This window comes from Bradyrhizobium sp. CCBAU 51745, from assembly GCF_028128715.1.
GTDB classification, from domain to species: domain Bacteria; phylum Pseudomonadota; class Alphaproteobacteria; order Rhizobiales; family Xanthobacteraceae; genus Bradyrhizobium; species Bradyrhizobium manausense.
Window position 1 is genome coordinate 47,029 of sequence record NZ_LBJP01000086.1, and the last position, 17,525, is coordinate 64,553.

Consider the following 17,525-nt stretch of genomic DNA (forward strand, 5'->3'; position numbering starts at 1 on the left):
GCGCGAATGGCGCAGGTTTTGGTTGGCACGTCCGGCTGGCACTACGAGTCCTGGCGGGGTCCGTTCTTTCCGGACGGCCTGCCGCTGAAGCAGCAGTTGCGTTATTACGCCAGCCAGTTCGCGACCACGGAGCTGAATGGCGTATTCTACCGAACGCCGACACCCGAGGCGGTCGAAGCCTGGCGCGAACAGACCGGCCGTGACTTCGTCTTCGCCTGGAAGGCGTCCAAATTCATCACGCATTGGAAGCGCCTGACCGATCGCTCGCAAAACAGCCTGGAGCTGCTGGAAGACCGCATGTCATTGCTGCGCGGCAAGGCGGGGCCAATTCTCTTTCAACTGCCACCGCAGTTCGAAGCGAACGCCGACAGGCTCGGCTCCTTCTTCAAGCTGTTGTCGCGGAAACGCCGCTACAGCTTCGAATTTCGCCACCCGAGCTGGTATCAGCCCCGCATCCTGCGAATGCTGGCTGACGAAAACATGTCGCTCTGCCTGTCGGACCACCACGATGCGCCCGCACCCTGGAAGCGCACGGCAGATTTCGTCTATGTGCGCGGCCACGGCCCGAGCGGACGCTATCACGGCCACTATACCGGACCGATGCTGGCGCAATGGGCGCGCCGCATCAAATCCTGGAAGCGGCAAGGCTGCGATGTCTACGTCTATTTCGACAATGACCAGAAGAGCGCCGCGCCCGCCGACGCGCAGAAGCTGAAAGCGCTGCTCTAGCGTCAGGGACCACCGGCAACAGAGCCTGCGATCACCATGACAAGCTCGGCAAGGTCGATCTTTCCATTGACGACCAGTTCCTCCGAAGACCCCTCGACCTTCAGCGCTTGCGGCCGGTTGGCCGCCTGACGCTTGAGTTCGCCGATGATGGATTCCTTCAGTTTCTCTTCAAGCATCCGTCCTCTCCCAGCTTATTTGGGGTTCGGGTCTTCAAGACCGGCGCCCGGCTCTCCAAACTGCCCGTTCCGCGCAAGCCGGACGGCGTTGCCGAGCGCACGTGCCGTATTCAAAACCTCCTGCTGGAACTTGTGATCTTCATCCAGCTCGTGATGCGAGGTGGCATATTGCTCCATATAGCCGACATAGCCGTCGAGCTCGCCGAAGCGGCCCGCGGAGATCAGGCGCATGTCGGTCAGCCAATCCGATAGTGTTCGGCGCGCGCCCTCGGCACCGACGCTGTCGCCGTGAACGACCAGCCCGAAATGCCGGCCGGCGAGATGGCGCGGATACGGCCAGCCCTTCAGCTCGATGGCCTTCGCCTCGACGGCCTTCTTGCCGTGTGTCGATGTCGGGTCAGGGTTGCCGCCGTCCGCGCAGACCAGGCGATCCATCATCGCCTTGAGGCCGCCCGGCGCATGATACCAGTTCACCGGCGTCACGATCAGGATGCCGTGGGCGGCGACCCAGAGCGGATAGATCTCGTTCATCCAGTCGTCGGTCTGACCCAGCGAATAATTGGGATAGCAGCTGCAGGGCCAGTGGCACAGCGGCATCGCGGTGGAGACGCAGGACTTGCAGGGATGAATGGTCTTGCCGAACTCCGATGTCAGACGGGACAGATCCAGGATGTCGACGGCAAAGCCCATCTCGATAAAGACAGGCTCCGCGAGCTTGACCATGCGCCAGGTCTTTGACATTTCGCCGGGACAGGTATGCTCGCTGCGCGCCGAGCCGTTGATGACGAGGATGCGCGGCACGACGCTGGCGTCGTCGTGTCGGCGCTGCGCCTTCAGGATCGCGTCACGCGTGGCCAGCCAGTCGACGGCGAGATCATAATCGGCATCAGCAAAGCCAGGGCCAGCCTTACGAGTCACCGGCGCCTTGCGCGAATGGCTGTAAGCATCCCATGCAGCGCCGACGATCGCATCGAGCTCCCGCTCAAGCGAAGCAAAGACAGGATCGACGAACCGGCTCCTGTAACGGCTTTCGAATTCCTCACGCGACAGCTTGACGGGCGGCATCCCCTTGCGAACGTCCGGTTCCGCCATGCTAGCTCCTCGCGAAGATGGGTGTGATGGGCCCAACCCGAGAGGCCCCCATGCGGTTCCTACCTTCGCCAATCCACCCCACACTCAGGACTCGCGTTCGCGTTCTCGCGGCGCAGCGCGCCCGAGCTTTGCCTTGTTCTCACCCTCAACTGAAAGAGGGCGCAGGGAAGACCGGGTGCCCGACCGGCACCCGCGGTCCACTGTGCGATAGGTTGCGCTACAAGAGGCTGCACAGCGGCATACAGGTGAAGCCGAAACATCCGGCCTTCCCTGCGCAGTGGTTTGACGGCTTATGTCGTGATCTCCCCGGGGAGCGATGCACTATTGCCCCCGTCGTCTCGCAGATGACTGATGTGCACGTCCGGTTGGACATCGCACATCACCACGAGCCTTGGCGCACAGGCTCCGGGCGCCAGGACCACACGATTTTGCCGTACGCGGACCACACCGGTCGTTTGCGCGATGGTTTCGCTCACGGTTGCCCGCCCTGCAAAGCCCGATCGCGCCGATGTGGCCCACGCCCACCGCCGTCCGGCCCGCGTCGTGACGATCGCGATACGCCCCTCTTCCGTGGGCCGAGTTGCCTCGACATATACGCCGTTTCCGAATTTCGGTAAAGTGGAATATTTTTGACCATAGGCGTTGCCCTACGCCTAGCGTGTTTTGCCTGTCGGGTAACGCAAGGTCTTGTAGCCCGACACATTGAACCAAAGCCGCCCGATGGCGTTAACCCCGGCACCGCCGGGTGACAACCGGACACAACAGGGAACGATGGACGTGGCGCATTTTTCCGGTTTCTGCCCACGACATCAACGCATCGGTACGCGCTGACATCTAACCTGTTCCCGGCGCGTGCAGCCTTCCCGCCGCACGCGCCAACACAGCCCTCCTACTGCTTTGCCGTGCTGGCTCGGCCATCTTGCGATGCTGCCGCGCCAGCATTTCGTTCGGCGTGACATTTGCAACCGTCGTCTGCAGCCTGTTCTTCATGCCGGTGACGATATCGGACTCGCCGCGCAGCGTCGGCTCGAAGCCTGCTCTCGCGACCTCATGTGCGTCGTCCTTCTCCGGTGCCGACCCTGGTATCCATCATGTCGGCGCGGCGGAAGAATTCGGTCTCGCGGCGCAGAGCCTGTCGACGCCTTCCGTCGTGGCGAGATCGGCCTCGACCGCTTCCACGCTGGCACCGCTGTTGCGGAGTTCGGTGGCGGCCTGCTGGATAGCCGGCTCGTTCGCGGCAATGACGAGGTCGAAGCCGTCTTCAACACAGCATTTGGCGAGTTCCAGGCCGATACCGGTGGAGGCGCCGGTGACGACGGCGAGTTGGTTGGCGGGCATGGGCAGATGTCCCTGGTGATGACGCCCAATCGCTCCGCCACCTCCGCGTTCCCATCGGCACGCAAGCCAGCCGGCTACAGAATTTGCGCGTCCGATAGCAACCATCGTTCCATCCTGGACTTAGATGCCTCGTAGTTCAGGCGGAGCACGATTCAGGCGGAGCACGGACATGAAGGCGCTGGTTTGGCACGGCAAGGAGGACATCAGGTGCGACACGGTCACCGACCCTGAAATCCAGGATCCGCGCGATGCGATCATCAAGGTCACCAGCTGCGCGATCTGCGGCTCCGATCTCCACCTCTTTCACAACTATATCCCCGGGATGATGCCGGGCGACATCATGGGCCATGAGACCATGGGCGAAGTGGTCGAGGTCGGCTCCGGCGTCGACGGCAAGCTGAAGAAGGGCGATCGCATCGTCGTCCCCTTCACGATCATCTGCGGCGAATGCGAGCAGTGCAAGCGCGGCAATTTCTCGGTGTGCGAGACCACCAATCGCAAGCGCCATCTCGCCGACAAGGCGTTCGGACATGCGACCGCCGGCCTGTTCGGCTACACGCATCTGACCGGCGGCTATCCTGGTGGCCAGGCCGAGTATCTGCGCGTTCCCTTCGCCGACGCCACTCACATCAAGGTTCCCGGCGGCATCCCCGATGAGCAGCTGCTGTTTCTGAGCGATATCTTCCCGACCGGCTGGCAGGCCGCCGTGCAATGCGACATCGTGCCGACCGACACGGTCGCGATCTGGGGCTGCGGGCCCGTCGGCCAGATGGCCATCCGGAGCGCGATGCTGCTCGGCGCCAATCAGGTCATTGCGATCGACTGCCTGCCGGAGCGGCTGAGCATGGCCGAGGCCGCCGGCGCCACTACGATCAATTTCGAGACCGAGAGCGTGCTGGCGCGGCTGAAGGAACTCACCGACGGCAAGGGTCCGGAAAAATGCATCGATTGCGTCGGCATGGAAGCGCATGTGATGGCCTCCCTGCCCGACACCGTGCTCGATCGCGCCAAGCAGATGGTGATGCTGGAGAGCGACCGGCCTCACGTGTTGCGTGAAATGATCTATGTCTGCCGGCCCGGCGGCATCATCTCGGTGCCCGGCGTCTACAGCGGTTTCTCCGACATGCTGCCGATGGGCGCGTTCATGAACAAGGGACTGACGATGCGCACCGGCCAGACCCACGTCAATCGCTGGACCGACGATCTGCTCCGTCGCATCGAGGAGGGCGAGATCGATCCCTCCTTCGTCATCACCCACACCGTGCCCCTCAACCAAGGACCCGAGATGTACCAGGTGTTCCGCGACAAGCGGGATTCCTGCGTCAAGGTCGTGCTGAAGCCCTGAAGGAGCCATCATGTTTCATTTCTCCAATATCGTGCGCTCCAAGGGTGATCCTGAGATCGTCGAGAGCGGACCCAGCCTGAAGCGGCCGCAAGACCAGCTGGCACGCGCGCTCGGCTGGTTCAGCCTCGGCCTCGGTGTCGTTGAGCTGCTGGCGCCGCGGCGGGTCACGGAAACGCTGGGCATGGAGGGCAGCGAGACCATGGTTCGCGCCTTCGGCGTCCGCGAGATCATAGCTGGGATCATGTCGCTGTCCGTCGAGAAGAATGCCGGCCTCTGGGCCCGCGTCGGCGGCGACGGCCTCGATGCAGCCGCATTGCTCTCCGGCCTGACATCCGACAATCCCAAGAAGGGCAACATCGCGCTGGCGTTGCTGATGGTCGGCGGCATCGCCATGCTCGACTATCGCGCTGCACAGGATACCAAGCCGCGGCGACCGCCGCGCGATGCAAAACGCAAGCTCTATCCCGACCGCAGCGGCTTCCCGAAAGGAGTGAAGGCGGCGAAGGATCGTGCGAAGGACATGATCCAGCACGCAACGGCCGGTGTCACTTCCTGACGAGCCTGGCACAGGGCGGCGGCGACGCTCACGCTGGATCGCCGCCGTCGCACTCGGACTGATCAGCAGCAGCTTCTCGACCATCGTCAGCCAGCTCTTCGCCGCTCGCATCGGACGTGACGCAGCCGTCGACTGGATGACCGTTGCGGCCATTCCGGCGCGCGACTGGGCGATCGGCGCCGAGCCGAGCTGGAGCGCGATCGTCACCGGCATCGCCTTCCATCAATGGGCCGACTTCTCGTGGGCGGTGTTCTTCTTTGGTGTGCTCGGGCGCTGGACCGCGAACCTGCGACCCCAGACAATCCTGCTGCTGGCCTTGCCCTGGGCGGTGTTCTCTTCGAGCATGGAATGGTTCGTTCTGGTGCCACTGTTTCCGTTCTGGCAGCCGCTCTTCAGCCTTCAGCAACCCTACTGGATCGGCCTGCTCGTTCATGGCTCTTCGGCCGTGATGTATCCGCTGTTCGCCAGGTTGCGCTGGCGCCGGGGCCAGGCACCGGCGCAGGTCGTCACCTTCACCAATGCATGGGGCGCGGGCGCCGTGTCGGCCATCGTACTATTGGGGACTATCGCCCTGCTCGGCAGCGGTGGCTACGAGATCCCATGGCGGGGACATGACAGGGAGGTCGACCAGACCTATCTCCGACACATGACGACGCATCATGAGCAGGGCGTCGGGCTGGCTCGGTTCGCCGCCGCCCATGCCCGCGATCGGCATCTGCGCAAGCTGGCCATGCTGATGGTCGCGAGCCAGACCGGCGAGATCAGGATTTTCGCGCATTGGTGGCTGAGCTGGTTCGATACGGATATCCCCGATTGCACCGCCGAGGAGCGCGCCGCCATGCCTGGCTTCCTGACGCCGGTCGAGATGCGGCTGGTCAAGCTTGCCCCGCCTGATCAGTTCGATGCTGTTTTCGTCGAGATGATGAGCCGGCATCACCGCGGAGCGGTGAAGATGGCGGACCAGATGTGGCACAGCGGTGGCGATCCGCGCCTGCGCGTGATGGCCCATGCCATCCGCCACGAGCAGCAGGGCGAGATCGCGTTGATGCAGGGAATGAGCGGTCTTGACGCGGTCGTCACGGCGACGCGGAACATGCTGGGAGACAATGTCAATTGATCGCGAGGCGTCATCACTCGCGCCAGAGCTCCATCAGTTCCTCGCTGGTCAACAGATCGACCTGGCCGTGAAACCGTGTGCGATACATCGTCATGAGCGCATCGTGGCCGACATCCGACGAGCTGCACAACGCGTCCTCCACGAGGACGACCCTGAAACCAATGTCGACGGCGCTCAGAACCGTCGACAACACGCAGACATCGGTCTCCGCGCCGGTGATGACGACGGTCCCGACGCCCTTTTCGACCAGCAGACTTGCCAGGGCCGGATTGCTGAAGGCGGAATAGGCCGGTTTGTCGATGATGCGAACCGGAGGAACGTAGCGGGCCAACGCCGGCACGAGGTCGAGAGCGGATGACGGAAGGTGGTTTCGCGTTGCCTGGTGCCAGCGCCGAAAATAATTCTGCCACTGCCCTGGACGATCCTCCGGCACCTTCGGCGTGATGAAGCGTGTAAAGATGGTGCGGGCCTGGTAGCGCGACACGATCGAGACGATCGTCGGCAGAACCCGCTCCATCCAGGGCGTTGCCCACAGGCCGCCCGGGGCGAAGATATTCTGCATGTCGATGCAGAGATGGGCTGCATCCCTGACTTCGGCGACCTCCGATTGGCTGTCTCGCATCGTCCTCCACCGTCGGCATCCCGCGACATTCTGGCCGGCGTTTCGCGCATCCGTACTAGGAACCTGCCCGGGCGCGAGGCGTTCCAAAGCCACATTGTAAAAGGAGACATCGGATATGGGCCTCTTTACCAAGGACATTAAGTCGATGGAGGATCTGCTGATGCACGGCCTCCAGGACATCTATTATGCCGAGCAACAGATTCTGAAAGCGCTTCCCAAGATGATCGACAAGGCCACCAACCGCGACCTCGTTGCGGGGCTGAAGGCGCATCTGGAGGAGACCAACAAGCAGGTCGAGCGGCTCGACAAGGTCTTTGCCAAGCTCGGCAAGCAGCCGAGCGGCACCGACTGCCCGGCCATCGACGGCCTCATCAAGGAAGCCGACGAGACCGCCGGCGAGATCGAGGACAAGGCGGTTCTCGATGCGGCGATCGTCGCCAACGCGCAGGCCGTCGAACATTACGAAATGTGCCGATACGGCACGCTGATCGCCTGGGCGGAAGAGCTCGGCCACGACGAGATCGTGCGCTTCCTGACCACCAATTTGAACGAGGAAAAGGCCGCAAACACCAAGCTCAATACGGTGGCGCTGCGCAAGGGCGTGAACGCGAAGGCATCGAGTGCCGCTTGATAGCCCGCGCCAGACCAGGTGCCGTAAGACTGGTTGCGTGGCGGGCGATCTCCCTCGGCGTTGCGATCGCGACCACCTGCCCTCCACCAGTCGTCGCGCTGAACGATCGGCTTCTCGACGTCGGCCGGTGCAGGCCAGCGTTCGGCTCATCGAGCGGAATGCATGACTGGAAGCGATGTCACAACTCTTCGAGGCGCCGCCAGCCGTGCAGAACGCGCCGCTCCTGCGAGGTGAATGCGAAGAAGCAGCCGCCTCCGGCGAGCTGGTCGTGGACGCGATCAATCGCCAAACCGGCGTAATGGCAATACAAGAGAGTGCCGACGCCACCATGGCCGACAAAGAGCACGTCGCCGGGCGTGCCGCGGGCCAGCACATGCTCGACCTCGCCGACAATGCGCAGCTGGGCGTCAACCGCGCGTTCCCAGCCGCGAATGCTGACGTGGGGTTGCCCGAAGAACTGATTGGCCGTCGCCTCGAACTCGTCGGGGACGAGGAAGCCCGTGGCCGATCGGTCGTTCTCGTGCATCGACTCGCGCACCTCCACGCCGATACCCAGCTTTGCAGCGATGATCTCGGCGGTCTCGATCGCCTTCCGCTCTCCGCTGGAGATGACCTGCCTGGTTCCCGACAGCTGCCCCGTGGCCGTCACGGATTCCGTACGCGCTCTGCCCATCTGGCTCAGGCCCCAATCCGGAACCGGAATTGACGGATCGATCGTCACCTGAGGATGGGTCAAATAGCGGACGACATTCGTCATGGCTGAACGATCGCCTTACTTGCTTGCAGTCGGCATCGCATCGCCTCCGAAGTGCCTACGTCGCAACACGCAGGCCAGAAGCATCGAAGACGTGAACATCGGGACCCGCGGCAACGAGTGTCACCGTCTCGCCCGGCGCCGGCGTCTGCCGACCGCGGACCTCCGCAACGAACATCCTGCCGTCGGCGCGGCGCAGATAGGCGAAGGAGGCCTCGCCAAGCCGTTCGACCAGTTCGACGACGCCTTCGGCGACGAAAGCACCGGCCTCGCCCCGGACAAGATGCTCCGGGCGGACGCCGACCGTCAGCCTGTCGCCGACCTTCAGCGATGCCGCAGGAATGTCGAGGTCGCGAAACGCGGCACCCGTCACGCGCGCGCGTCCGCCCTCGATGCCCTTGACCTCAGCCTCGAAGAAATTCATCGCGGGCGAGCCGATGAAGCCGGCAACGAACAGATTGGCGGGTTCATAATAGAGGTCGAGTGGTTCGCCGACCTGCTCGATGCAACCCTTGTTCATCACGACGATGCGGTCGGCAAGCGTCATCGCCTCGACCTGATCGTGCGTGACATAGACGATCGTCGATTTCAGCAGCCTGTGCAAATTCGCGATCTCGACGCGGGTGGAGACACGCAGGGCTGCGTCGAGATTGGAGAGCGGCTCGTCGAACAGGAAAACAGCGGGCTCGCGCACGATCGCACGGCCGATCGCGACACGCTGACGCTGACCTCCGGACAGATCGCGCGGATAGCGCTCGAGCAGCTCCTCGAGCCGCAGCATGCGCGCCGCCTCTGCGACGCGCCGCTCGCGTTCGGACGGCGGAACGCCGGTGAACTTCAAGCCGAACGTCATGTTCTTGCGCACATTCATGTGCGGATAGAGTGCGTAGGACTGGAACACCATCGCGATGCCGCGCTCGGCGGGAGCGAGCGTGTTGACGAGCTTGCCGGCGATATGGATGTCGCCGCCCGATGCACCATCGAGCCCGGCAATCATCCGCAGCAGCGTCGACTTGCCGCAACCTGAAGGACCGACGAGAACGACGAATTCGCCGTCCTCGATGCTCAAATTGACGTCGTTGAGCACCGTCGTCGCGCCATAACGCTTGTTGAGTTGCTCGATGCGCAGATTGGCCATTTTGACAACCTATTTGACTGCGCCGGAGGTGAGGCCCGCGATGAGTTGGCGCGAGAGGATGACGTAGATGATGACGACAGGCAGGATCGCCATCGACAGTGCGGCGAGCACGGAATTCCAGTCGGTGATGTACTGGCCGAGAAACTGCTGCACGCCGAGCGTCACCGTATGGGTCGAATCGCTCGAGGTCAGGATCAACGGAAACCACAGGTCGTTCCAGATCGGCACGATGGTGAAGACAGCGACCGTGGCGATGGCCGGCCGCAGCAGCGGGGCGACCACCTCGAAGAAGATGCGGGTTTCCGGCACGCCGTCGCAGCGCGCCGCATCGCGCAAATCCTTCGGGATCTGCTGGATGAACTCGCTCAAGATGAAGATCGACATCGGCAGGCCCTGCGCGACATAGACCAGGACCAGAGCCGTCAGCGTGTCGTTGAGCCCGGCGGACCGCATCATGTTCAGGATTGCGACGGAGCCGAGCCGGATCGGCACCATGATGCCGATCGACAGGAACAGCGCCAGCGCCGTCGAACCACGGAAGCGATACTCGGTCAGCGCCCAGGCCGCCATGGCCCCGAACAGCAGGACCAGCGCCATGCTGACGAGAGTGACGATCAGCGAATTCGAATAGTACAGGAGAATATGGGAGGAGCGGAACACCTTCTCATAGCCGATCAGGCTGAAGGTTGATGCGTCCGGCGGCGCCAGCGGGCTGCCGAAGATGGCGCTGCGCACCTTGAACGAATTCATCACGACAAGCAGGATCGGACCCACGGCCAGGAGGCTGTAGGCAATCAGGACCAGATGGACACCGATGCTCCTTGCGCGCTGATCCGTCGTCATGCCTCCCCCTCAGAAAGCGTAACGGCGGATGCGCCGCTGCACGAGGAAGAGATAGAGGCAGAGACCGAGAAGGATGATGAAGAACATCACGGTCGCAACCGCGGCGCCCATCGTCGGATTGCCGAGCTGGAGCTGATTGCCGAAGAAAGTGCGGTAGAAAAACGTGCCGAGGATGTCGGTGGCGAAATTCGGTCCCGCAAGCGCGCCCTTGACCGAGTAGATCAGATCGAAGGCGTTGAAATTGGCGACGAAGGTCAGGACCGAGACCAGGCTGATCGTCGGCAGCACCAGCGGCAGCTTGATGTGAAAGAAGATTCGGAACTGTCCAAGCCCGTCGACGCGTGCCGCGTCGATCAACTCTTCGGGGATGTTGAGCAGCGCGGCGTAGATCAACATCATCGGGATGCCGACGAACTGCCAGACTGAAATCAGCGACAGGGTGACGAGCGCGCTCGATTCGAGCCCCAGCCAGGGAGCAAAGAGCGAGCCCAGTCCGACCGCCTTTAGGGCGCCGGAGGCGACGCCCCAGAGCGGCGAAAGGATCAAATTCCAGGAGAAGCCGACAATGACGACCGACAGCATCGTCGGGAGAAACATCACGGTGCGATAAAAGCCCTTGAGTCTCACACCCGGCAGGCTGAGCAATCCCGCGAGCGCAATACCGACCGGATTCTGCACGCACATATGCACGATGAAGAAGATCAGGTTGTTGCCGAGCGCATTCCAGAATGGCTTCGACCAGAGCGCATCGCCGAGCAGCGTTCGGAAGTTGGCGAGGCCGGCGAAGGCTCGGGCTCCGGACGGATCGCTGGTGTAGGTGGACAGCGCCATCGTCGCGACGAGCGGATAGATCGAAAACAGGGTATAGATCACGACCGCGGGCCCGAGAAAGAACAACAGAAGGCCCGCGAGCTTTGCGCGAGGCATCTGGGCCGTGACGTGCGAGACCGGTTCAGCCATGACGGTAAATGAACAAACCTACCATGCGTTATCGCGCTGTGTGCTCGTGCCTTCTCCTGGCAGAGCGTGCAGCAACTATCGACCAAGAACAGCCCCTCTCCCCGCGAGAGCGGAGAGAGGGAGACCTCATATCACTTGGCGGGCTTGTACCACTTGTCGAGACCATCCTGGAGCTGCTTGCCGGCAGCTTCGGGCGTCAGCTTGCCGTTGACCACCTGCGCGGACACGTTCCAGAGCTCGTTTTCGAGATTCGGCGTACCGCGCGACAGGATCTGATACGAATTGCGGATCGTCGACTTGCAGGTCTGGCGCCATCCGACCATCGTCGCAGCGACGTCGTCCTCGACCTTCACCGGAGTCTTGCCGAGGGGGAAGAAGCCGGGAAGCGCGTTGGCGTAGATCGTTGCGAATTCCGGCGTCGTCAGCCATTCCAGGAATTTCTTGGCATCCTCCTTGTTCTTCGAGGCTGCGTTGATGCCCATCGCGATGTCGGTGTGATCGGAGATATAGCAATCCGTCGTGCCGGCCGGCTGCGGCGGCGGGAATGCACCCATGGCGAATTTCGCCTGGCCGCGGAATGTCGAGATGTCCCACGAGCCGGCCGCATAGATCGCGCCCTTGCCGAGCGAGAACAGGTTCTGACTGTCGGCGTAGGTCTGCGCCTGGAAGCCCGATCCGAGATAGGGCGCCCAGCCTGCGATCTCCTTGAAGGCCGCGACGTATTGCGGATCGGTGAGCTTCTCCTTGCCGGCGATCAGATTGGCCCTGCCCGTCTCGCCTTTCCAATAGTCGGGACCGATGTTCTGGAAGCCCATGGTCGCGGCCTCCCACTGGTCGGCCGTGCCCATCACCAGCGGGACATAGGTCCCGTCCTTCTTGAACTTCTCGAGCACGGCGTGGAATTCGTCGAGGGTCTTCGGCTCGGTCACGCCGAGCTTGGCGAAGGCCTCCTTGTTGTAGATGAACCCGGCGATGACGGAGGCGATCGGAACACAGAAAGTGGTCTTGCCGTCGTCGGTCTGCCATGCAGCCTTTGCGACGTCGGAGAAATTGTCCATGCCCTTGATGCCGTCGACGGCATCGAGCTGATGCTTCTGGTAGAGCGCGAGCGAGGCGTCGAACGGACGGCAGGTGATGAGGTCGCCGGCGGTGCCGCCATCGAGCCGCGCGTTGAGGGCGGCGTTGTATTCCTTGGGCGCCGAGGGCGCGAATTCGACCTTGATGTCGGGATAGTGCTTGTTGAAGGCGGGAATGATCTTGGAGTTCCAGATGTCGGCGTCGTCATTGCGCCAGCTCTCGATCTTCAACGAGCCCGCCTCGGCCGATGCCAGCCCCGCGAGCAACGCCAACGCGGCAACCTCAGCTCCCAATCCGGCCTTGAATGTCCGTCTCATGCTACGCTCCCTTGTTCGGGCCTTCGCCCTTGCTTCCGTGGATCCTTGCGCGGCGCAAGGCGTCGTCGATGCGGCCTCCCGCAACAGCGAGCCAGTTGACGGCTTCGCTCATGCTGGGGATGCCGCAGGCAATCAACACCGCCGGCTTGACGTCGCCGCCGGCCTCACGCAACGCCGCTGCCGCCTGGGCATCGCTGACGTCAGCGATCGCGGCGACGATCCCGCGCGCCCGCTCGCGCAACTTCGCGTTATCCGCCTTCAGATTGACCATCAGCCCTTGATGAATGTGACCGAGCTCAAGTCCCATCAAGGATGAGAGCATGCCGAGCGCGGCCTTCTGCGCGGCTCCGGCCGCGAGCCGTGTCGACCCGCGCAGCGCCTCCTCCCCGCTTTCGAGCAGGATCGAGGCGTCGGCGACAACAAGCAATGGCGAGACCGGACGGTGCGCGACGCCAATCACGAAGGCGCCGCGGCGACGCGCCTCTGCGGCCGCGGCCACAGTGAACGGCGTCGAGCCGCTCGCCGATACGGCGATCACGGCGTCGCGGGAGAGATCGCCAAGCTCTGCTATCGAACGCTCACCGGCTGCAGCATCGTCCTCGGCCGCGCCGTCGATGCGAAACGGCTCGGTGGTCCCGCCAGGCAGGACAATCGCGATGCGGCTCTGGTCAAGGCCGAACGTCCCGGGAAGCTCGGCGGCATCGTCGGCCGCCGCAAGGCCCGACGACCCCGCGCCGGCATAGACCAGACGTCCACCCGCTCGCCAAATGGCGGCGAGCCGAAGCGCCGCCGTGCGGATGTCACCGGAGACAGAAGCGACCGAAGCAATCGCGCGGCGGTAGGAGGCCAGCATCGCGTCGGCAAACATCGCCTCATCTGAGGTCACGACATCGATGGTGTCGCCGCACCTCTCTCCGCCCGTGTCCAAGTTCGGCAGTACCGACATCGTGAATACCAATGGTAGATACCTCTTGTATTCGTTTTAGACACGTGACATACCACTTGTCTAGAGGCGTTAAGAATTTTTTTAGGAGGCCCCTTGGAGACAGCCCGGTTCTTTCTCGGAGTAGACGGCGGCGCCACCCGTTGCCGCGCGAGACTGCGGGACTCGTCCGGCCTCGAGCTCGGGCGCGCCGTAGGGCCGGCTTCGAACATCTATCTCGACTTCGACGAGGCGATGCAGGTCGTGCGTGACACTATCGAATCCGCGATCAGTGCCGGCACGCCGCGGCAGGAGATCGCGGTCGGTCTCAGCCTTGCCGGGCTTTCGGACGACAATGAAGCGAAGCGTGTCTCCGCCGCCCTGCCCGGCTTCGCGCGCATCGTCGCCGTCAACGATGCGGTCGCTGCCTGCGTCGGAGCCAACGGCGTCGGCGACGGTGGCCTGATCATCGCGGGCACGGGCTCGGCGGGCATCGCGCGTGTCGGAGCGCAAACGACGATCATCGGCGGACGCGGCTTCTGGCTCGGCGACGACGGATCCGCCGCCCGCCTCGGCGAATCCGCGCTTCGCGCGACGCTGCGCGCGATCGACGGCCTGGAGCCGAGGAGCGGCCTCGCACAGGCGCTCGGTCGACATTTTGGTGACGATCCGTTGCGGATGAGCCGCTGGGCGGCGGAAGCCAGACCGCGCGACTACGGCGCCTTCGCGCCGCAAATCCTTGACGTCGCAAGATCCGGAGACATGCGCGCCCTCGAAATCGTCGGGGAAGCAGCCTCCGCGATCGCGGCGCTCGCGAACGCGCTGAACGCGCTCGGCGCCGAGCGCATTGCGCTGGCGGGCGGTTTCGGCGAGCCGTTGCGCCCGTTCCTGCCGCCCGATGTGGCCAAGCGCCTCGCCCAGCCGCGGCGCGACGCCGTCGACGGCGCAATCCTTCTCGCCGGCGGAACGCTCGCGGAGGACGCGGCATGACCCTGACGGTCGAGACTGCGCCGGGCCAGAAGCTCTATCGTGCCGTGGTCGATGCGCTTCGGCGCGAGATCGAGACCGGACGTTTTGCGGAGACGCAGCTGCTTCCGGCCGAACGCGTGTTGTGCGAGCTGCTCGAGGTGTCGCGCACCACGCTGCGAAAGGCGATCGCCGATCTGATCGCCGAAGGCGTGCTGTTTCACCGCCATGGCGCCGGCACCTTCATCCATCGCGCAACGCCGCGGGTCGAACAGCCCTCCTCGCGCCTGACCAGCTTCACCGAAGACATGCGGCTGCGCGGATTGGTGGCGAGCTCGCGCGAACTCGAACGCGGCGTATTCCTGCCGACTCCGGAAGAGGCGATGATGCTTGGCGTACGGCCGAACGATCGCGTGTTCCGGCTCGGACGCCTGCGCCTGGCCGACGGTTCGCCCATGGCCATCGAACGCGCCGCCGTGCCGATACGTTTTCTTCCTGAACAGGATAAGGTCGGCGACTCGCTCTACGAGGCGCTCTCCGCGGGGGGATTCAAGCCGACCCGAGGCCTGCAGCGCTTGCGTGCGACCCTGCTCGATCCTGCCGATGCCAAGCTGCTTGGCGTCGCGCCTGACAGTCCCGCGCTCTACATCCAGCGCATTGCCTACCTCGCCGACGGAGCCTGCGTCGAGTTCACGAAATCCTGGTACCGCGCCGACGCCTATGATTTCGTCTCCGAACTCACGCTGTCGCCACCGGCTCGAAAGGCGCAGCGATGACGACATACATGCTTCAGGAGATCGGCGAGGCAGGTGAAGCGGCTGCGCGCCAGCTTGGTGAGAATGCGGAACGGCTTGCTGACGTCGGGGCGCGCCTGCGTGCCCTCGATCCGCCGCTCGTCGTAACCATCGGCCGCGGCTCGTCGGATTGCTGCGCGCTCTATCTGAAATATCTCGTCGAGATCCTTTCGGGGGTGCCTTGCGCCTCGATCGGTCCCTCGATTGCGACGCTTTATCGGACACCGATGCGGCTCAAGGGCAGCGTTTCCGTCGCGATCTCGCAGTCGGGGCGTAGCCCTGACATCGTGGAAATGCAGCGTGCCGCACGCAGCGGCGGTGCGCTGGCCCTCGCACTGGTCAACGACGTGGCTTCGCCACTGGCGCAAGAGGCCGAATTCCTGCTGCCGCTCGGCGCCGGCACGGAGCGCTCCGTCGCCGCGACCAAATCGATGGTGGCCGGTCTCGTCGCGGGAGCAAGCCTCGTCGCGGCCTGGCGCGAGGATCGGCAGCTCGCCGACGCCCTCGCCGGCCTGCCGGACGTTCTCCGCAGCCAAACAACGCCGCCGCCCGCGATGATGCTGGAGAGACTCGCAGATGCCCGCAGCGCTTTCGTGCTCGGTCGCGGCGCGACGCTTGCGATCGCCGCGGAAGCGGCACTCAAGCTCAAGGAGACGTGCGCGATTCACGCCGAGGCCTACTCGGCGGCCGAGGTGCTGCACGGTCCGGCCGAGCTTGTGACTTCGGGCTTTCCGGTCATCGCCTTCCTGCCGTCCGATCCGGCGCGCGAAGGCATGCTGCCGACGCTCACGGCGCTGGCCGACGCCGGCGCGACGGTGATCGCAATCGAAGCAGGCGGCGACGACGGACCGGATCGTCTCGCGACCGCACGGGTCGAGGCGCCGCTGTTGGAACCCATCGTCATGATCCACCGTTTCTACCGGCTCGCCGAAGCGCTTTCGCTCCGGCTCGGGCGCGATCCCGACCGGCCGCGCAATCTGCGCAAGGTAACGGAGACCGTCTGATGATCGTTCTGTCCGGCGCGTGCATCTTCGATGGCGAACGCTTTCTCGATGACCACGCGCTCGTCATCGAAGGCGCGCACATTGCCGCAATCATTCCCCACTCCGAGAAACCTGACGGCGCCGTGCAGGACCTCGGCGGCGGGCTGCTTGCGCCCGGCTATGTCGACGTTCAAGTCAATGGCGGCGGCGGCGTCCTGTTCAACGAGGAGCCGACGCCCGAAGGCATCGCCCGCATCGCAGCCGCGCATCGCAATCATGGCACCGTCGGGCTGTTGCCGACGCTGGTAACGGACGCGCCGCAGGTGATGGCCGCGGCAATCGCTGCGACGCGCGAGGCGCGGCGCCTGACCCCTGCCACGCTCGGCATTCACCTGGAAGGGCCATTTCTGGATCCGCGCCGCAAGGGTGCGCATGAGCTCAGCTACATCCGCGACCTCGGGCGCGACGATGTCGCGACGATTGCAAAAGCCGATTGCGGCGCAGTCATGCTGACGCTCGCGCCCAACAGGGTCGGAACCGAGAGTATCGCCGAGCTCGCGCGGCAGGGCGTGCTCGTCTCGCTGGGCCATTCCGACGCGAGCTACGAGGAGGCGCGAAGGGCCGTTGAAGCAGGTGCGCGCGCGTTCACCCATTTGTTCAACGCGATGAGCCCGCCGACGGGGCGCGAACCGGGCATGGTCGGCGCAGCGCTCGATCTCGACGATGTGTTCGTCGGCCTCATCGCCGATGGCCATCACGTCCACGAGGCGAATTTGCGCGTCGCGCTGGCCGCCAAGCGACGCGACCGTTTCATGCTGATTACCGACGCGATGCCGCCGGCGGCCGGCGGCCCCGATCATTTCGATCTTCAGGGTCGCCGCGTGACGTCCGTCGACGGTTGCCTGCGGCTCGACGACGGGACGCTCGCCGGCTCGGTTCTGACCATGGACGAGGCGGTGCGCTATGCCGTCAACGTCGTCAGGCTTCCGCTCGCCGATGCCCTCGCCATGGCATCGCGCGTTCCGGCGACGTTTCTGCGGCGCGAGACTGACCTCGGCCGGATCGCACCGGGCTATCTCGCGAGCCTCGTTCATCTCGACGACGAGCTGCGGGTGCTGGAAACCTGGATCGAAGGCCACTCCTTCCGAGCATGATGCGGTGGCAG

Annotated in this window: 18 protein-coding genes and 1 pseudogene; 9 read left to right on the plus strand and 10 right to left on the minus strand. The window is 64.1% G+C overall.

The window, feature by feature from the left end:
- The first annotated feature begins 6 nt into the window (after positions 1–6).
- Entirely contained in the window at positions 7–729 is a 723-nt protein-coding gene (locus tag XH98_RS26920; protein WP_271602001.1) for a DUF72 domain-containing protein, read from the plus strand.
- 2 nt (positions 730–731) lie between these two features.
- On the opposite strand, the gene XH98_RS26925 is transcribed toward XH98_RS26920, so the two are convergent.
- From XH98_RS26925 to XH98_RS26935, 3 genes and pseudogenes are all read right to left on the minus strand, one after another.
- Positions 732–905, minus strand: a complete 174-nt coding sequence (locus XH98_RS26925; RefSeq protein ID WP_271620428.1) for a hypothetical protein — start codon at positions 903–905, stop codon at positions 732–734.
- 15 nt (positions 906–920) lie between these two features.
- A complete protein-coding gene (locus XH98_RS26930; protein ID WP_271620429.1) occupies positions 921–1,997 on the minus strand; it encodes a flavodoxin family protein in 1,077 nt (358 codons plus the stop codon).
- Positions 1,998–2,831: 834 nt separating this feature from the next.
- A pseudogene (locus XH98_RS26935) lies at positions 2,832–3,335 on the minus strand (SDR family NAD(P)-dependent oxidoreductase).
- 169 nt (positions 3,336–3,504) lie between these two features.
- Between XH98_RS26935 and XH98_RS26940 the strand changes: the two are divergent.
- The 3 genes from XH98_RS26940 to XH98_RS26950 are packed head-to-tail and all read left to right on the plus strand — an operon-like array spanning position 3,505 to position 6,353.
- Positions 3,505–4,680, plus strand: a complete 1,176-nt coding sequence (locus tag XH98_RS26940; RefSeq protein WP_271602004.1) for a zinc-dependent alcohol dehydrogenase — start codon at positions 3,505–3,507, stop codon at positions 4,678–4,680.
- 10 nt (positions 4,681–4,690) lie between these two features.
- Positions 4,691–5,236, plus strand: a complete 546-nt coding sequence (locus XH98_RS26945; RefSeq protein ID WP_271620430.1) for a hypothetical protein — start codon at positions 4,691–4,693, stop codon at positions 5,234–5,236.
- Positions 5,223–6,353 carry a DUF305 domain-containing protein gene (locus XH98_RS26950; RefSeq protein ID WP_271620431.1) on the plus strand — a complete coding sequence of 377 codons (1,131 nt, stop codon included), beginning with the start codon at positions 5,223–5,225 and terminating at the stop codon, positions 6,351–6,353. The genes XH98_RS26945 and XH98_RS26950 overlap by 14 nt, the downstream gene beginning before the upstream one ends.
- Positions 6,354–6,366: 13 nt before the next feature.
- On the opposite strand, the gene XH98_RS26955 is transcribed toward XH98_RS26950, so the two are convergent.
- Entirely contained in the window at positions 6,367–6,975 is a 609-nt protein-coding gene (locus XH98_RS26955; RefSeq protein WP_271602007.1) for a cysteine hydrolase family protein, read from the minus strand.
- Between the two features lie 115 nt (positions 6,976–7,090).
- Between XH98_RS26955 and XH98_RS26960 the strand changes: the two genes are divergently transcribed.
- Positions 7,091–7,606, plus strand: a complete 516-nt coding sequence (locus XH98_RS26960; protein ID WP_057758622.1) for a YciE/YciF ferroxidase family protein — start codon at positions 7,091–7,093, stop codon at positions 7,604–7,606.
- 178 nt (positions 7,607–7,784) lie between these two features.
- Here the strand turns inward: XH98_RS26960 and XH98_RS26965 are convergent, their stop codons facing one another.
- The 6 genes from XH98_RS26965 to XH98_RS26990 form a co-directional block, all read right to left on the minus strand.
- Positions 7,785–8,363, minus strand: coding sequence for a histidine phosphatase family protein (locus XH98_RS26965; protein WP_271620432.1), 579 nt, complete (start codon positions 8,361–8,363; stop codon positions 7,785–7,787).
- 55 nt (positions 8,364–8,418) lie between these two features.
- Positions 8,419–9,498: an ABC transporter ATP-binding protein gene (locus XH98_RS26970; RefSeq protein ID WP_271620433.1), complete on the minus strand. Its 1,080-nt coding sequence runs from the start codon at positions 9,496–9,498 to the stop codon at positions 8,419–8,421.
- Positions 9,499–9,507: 9 nt separating this feature from the next.
- A complete protein-coding gene (locus XH98_RS26975) occupies positions 9,508–10,341 on the minus strand; it encodes a carbohydrate ABC transporter permease (protein WP_057758627.1) in 834 nt (277 codons plus the stop codon).
- Positions 10,342–10,350: 9 nt separating this feature from the next.
- Complete coding sequence (locus XH98_RS26980; RefSeq protein WP_442868635.1) at positions 10,351–11,301, minus strand: carbohydrate ABC transporter permease; 951 nt, start codon at positions 11,299–11,301, stop codon at positions 10,351–10,353.
- Between the two features lie 131 nt (positions 11,302–11,432).
- On the minus strand, positions 11,433–12,695 hold the full coding sequence (locus tag XH98_RS26985; RefSeq protein ID WP_271602010.1) for an ABC transporter substrate-binding protein: 1,263 nt from the start codon (positions 12,693–12,695) through the stop codon (positions 11,433–11,435).
- A gap of 1 nt (position 12,696) precedes the next feature.
- Complete coding sequence (locus XH98_RS26990; RefSeq protein ID WP_271620434.1) at positions 12,697–13,641, minus strand: N-acetylmuramic acid 6-phosphate etherase; 945 nt, start codon at positions 13,639–13,641, stop codon at positions 12,697–12,699.
- A gap of 93 nt (positions 13,642–13,734) precedes the next feature.
- On the opposite strand from XH98_RS26990, the gene XH98_RS26995 reads away from it, so the two are divergent.
- From XH98_RS26995 to nagA, 4 genes are read left to right on the plus strand one after another with little or no spacing between them, the layout of a single operon-like run.
- Positions 13,735–14,607: a BadF/BadG/BcrA/BcrD ATPase family protein gene (locus tag XH98_RS26995; protein ID WP_271620435.1), complete on the plus strand. Its 873-nt coding sequence runs from the start codon at positions 13,735–13,737 to the stop codon at positions 14,605–14,607.
- Positions 14,604–15,359 (plus strand): GntR family transcriptional regulator, encoded by a 756-nt coding sequence (locus XH98_RS27000; protein WP_057758636.1) that lies wholly within the window; start codon positions 14,604–14,606, stop codon positions 15,357–15,359. The genes XH98_RS26995 and XH98_RS27000 overlap by 4 nt, the downstream gene beginning before the upstream one ends.
- Positions 15,356–16,381: an SIS domain-containing protein gene (locus XH98_RS27005; protein WP_271620436.1), complete on the plus strand. Its 1,026-nt coding sequence runs from the start codon at positions 15,356–15,358 to the stop codon at positions 16,379–16,381. Before XH98_RS27000 ends, XH98_RS27005 begins: the two co-directional genes overlap by 4 nt.
- Entirely contained in the window at positions 16,381–17,514 is a 1,134-nt protein-coding gene (gene nagA, locus XH98_RS27010; protein WP_271620437.1) for an N-acetylglucosamine-6-phosphate deacetylase, read from the plus strand. Before XH98_RS27005 ends, nagA begins: the two co-directional genes overlap by 1 nt.
- The last annotated feature ends 11 nt before the right edge of the window (positions 17,515–17,525 follow it).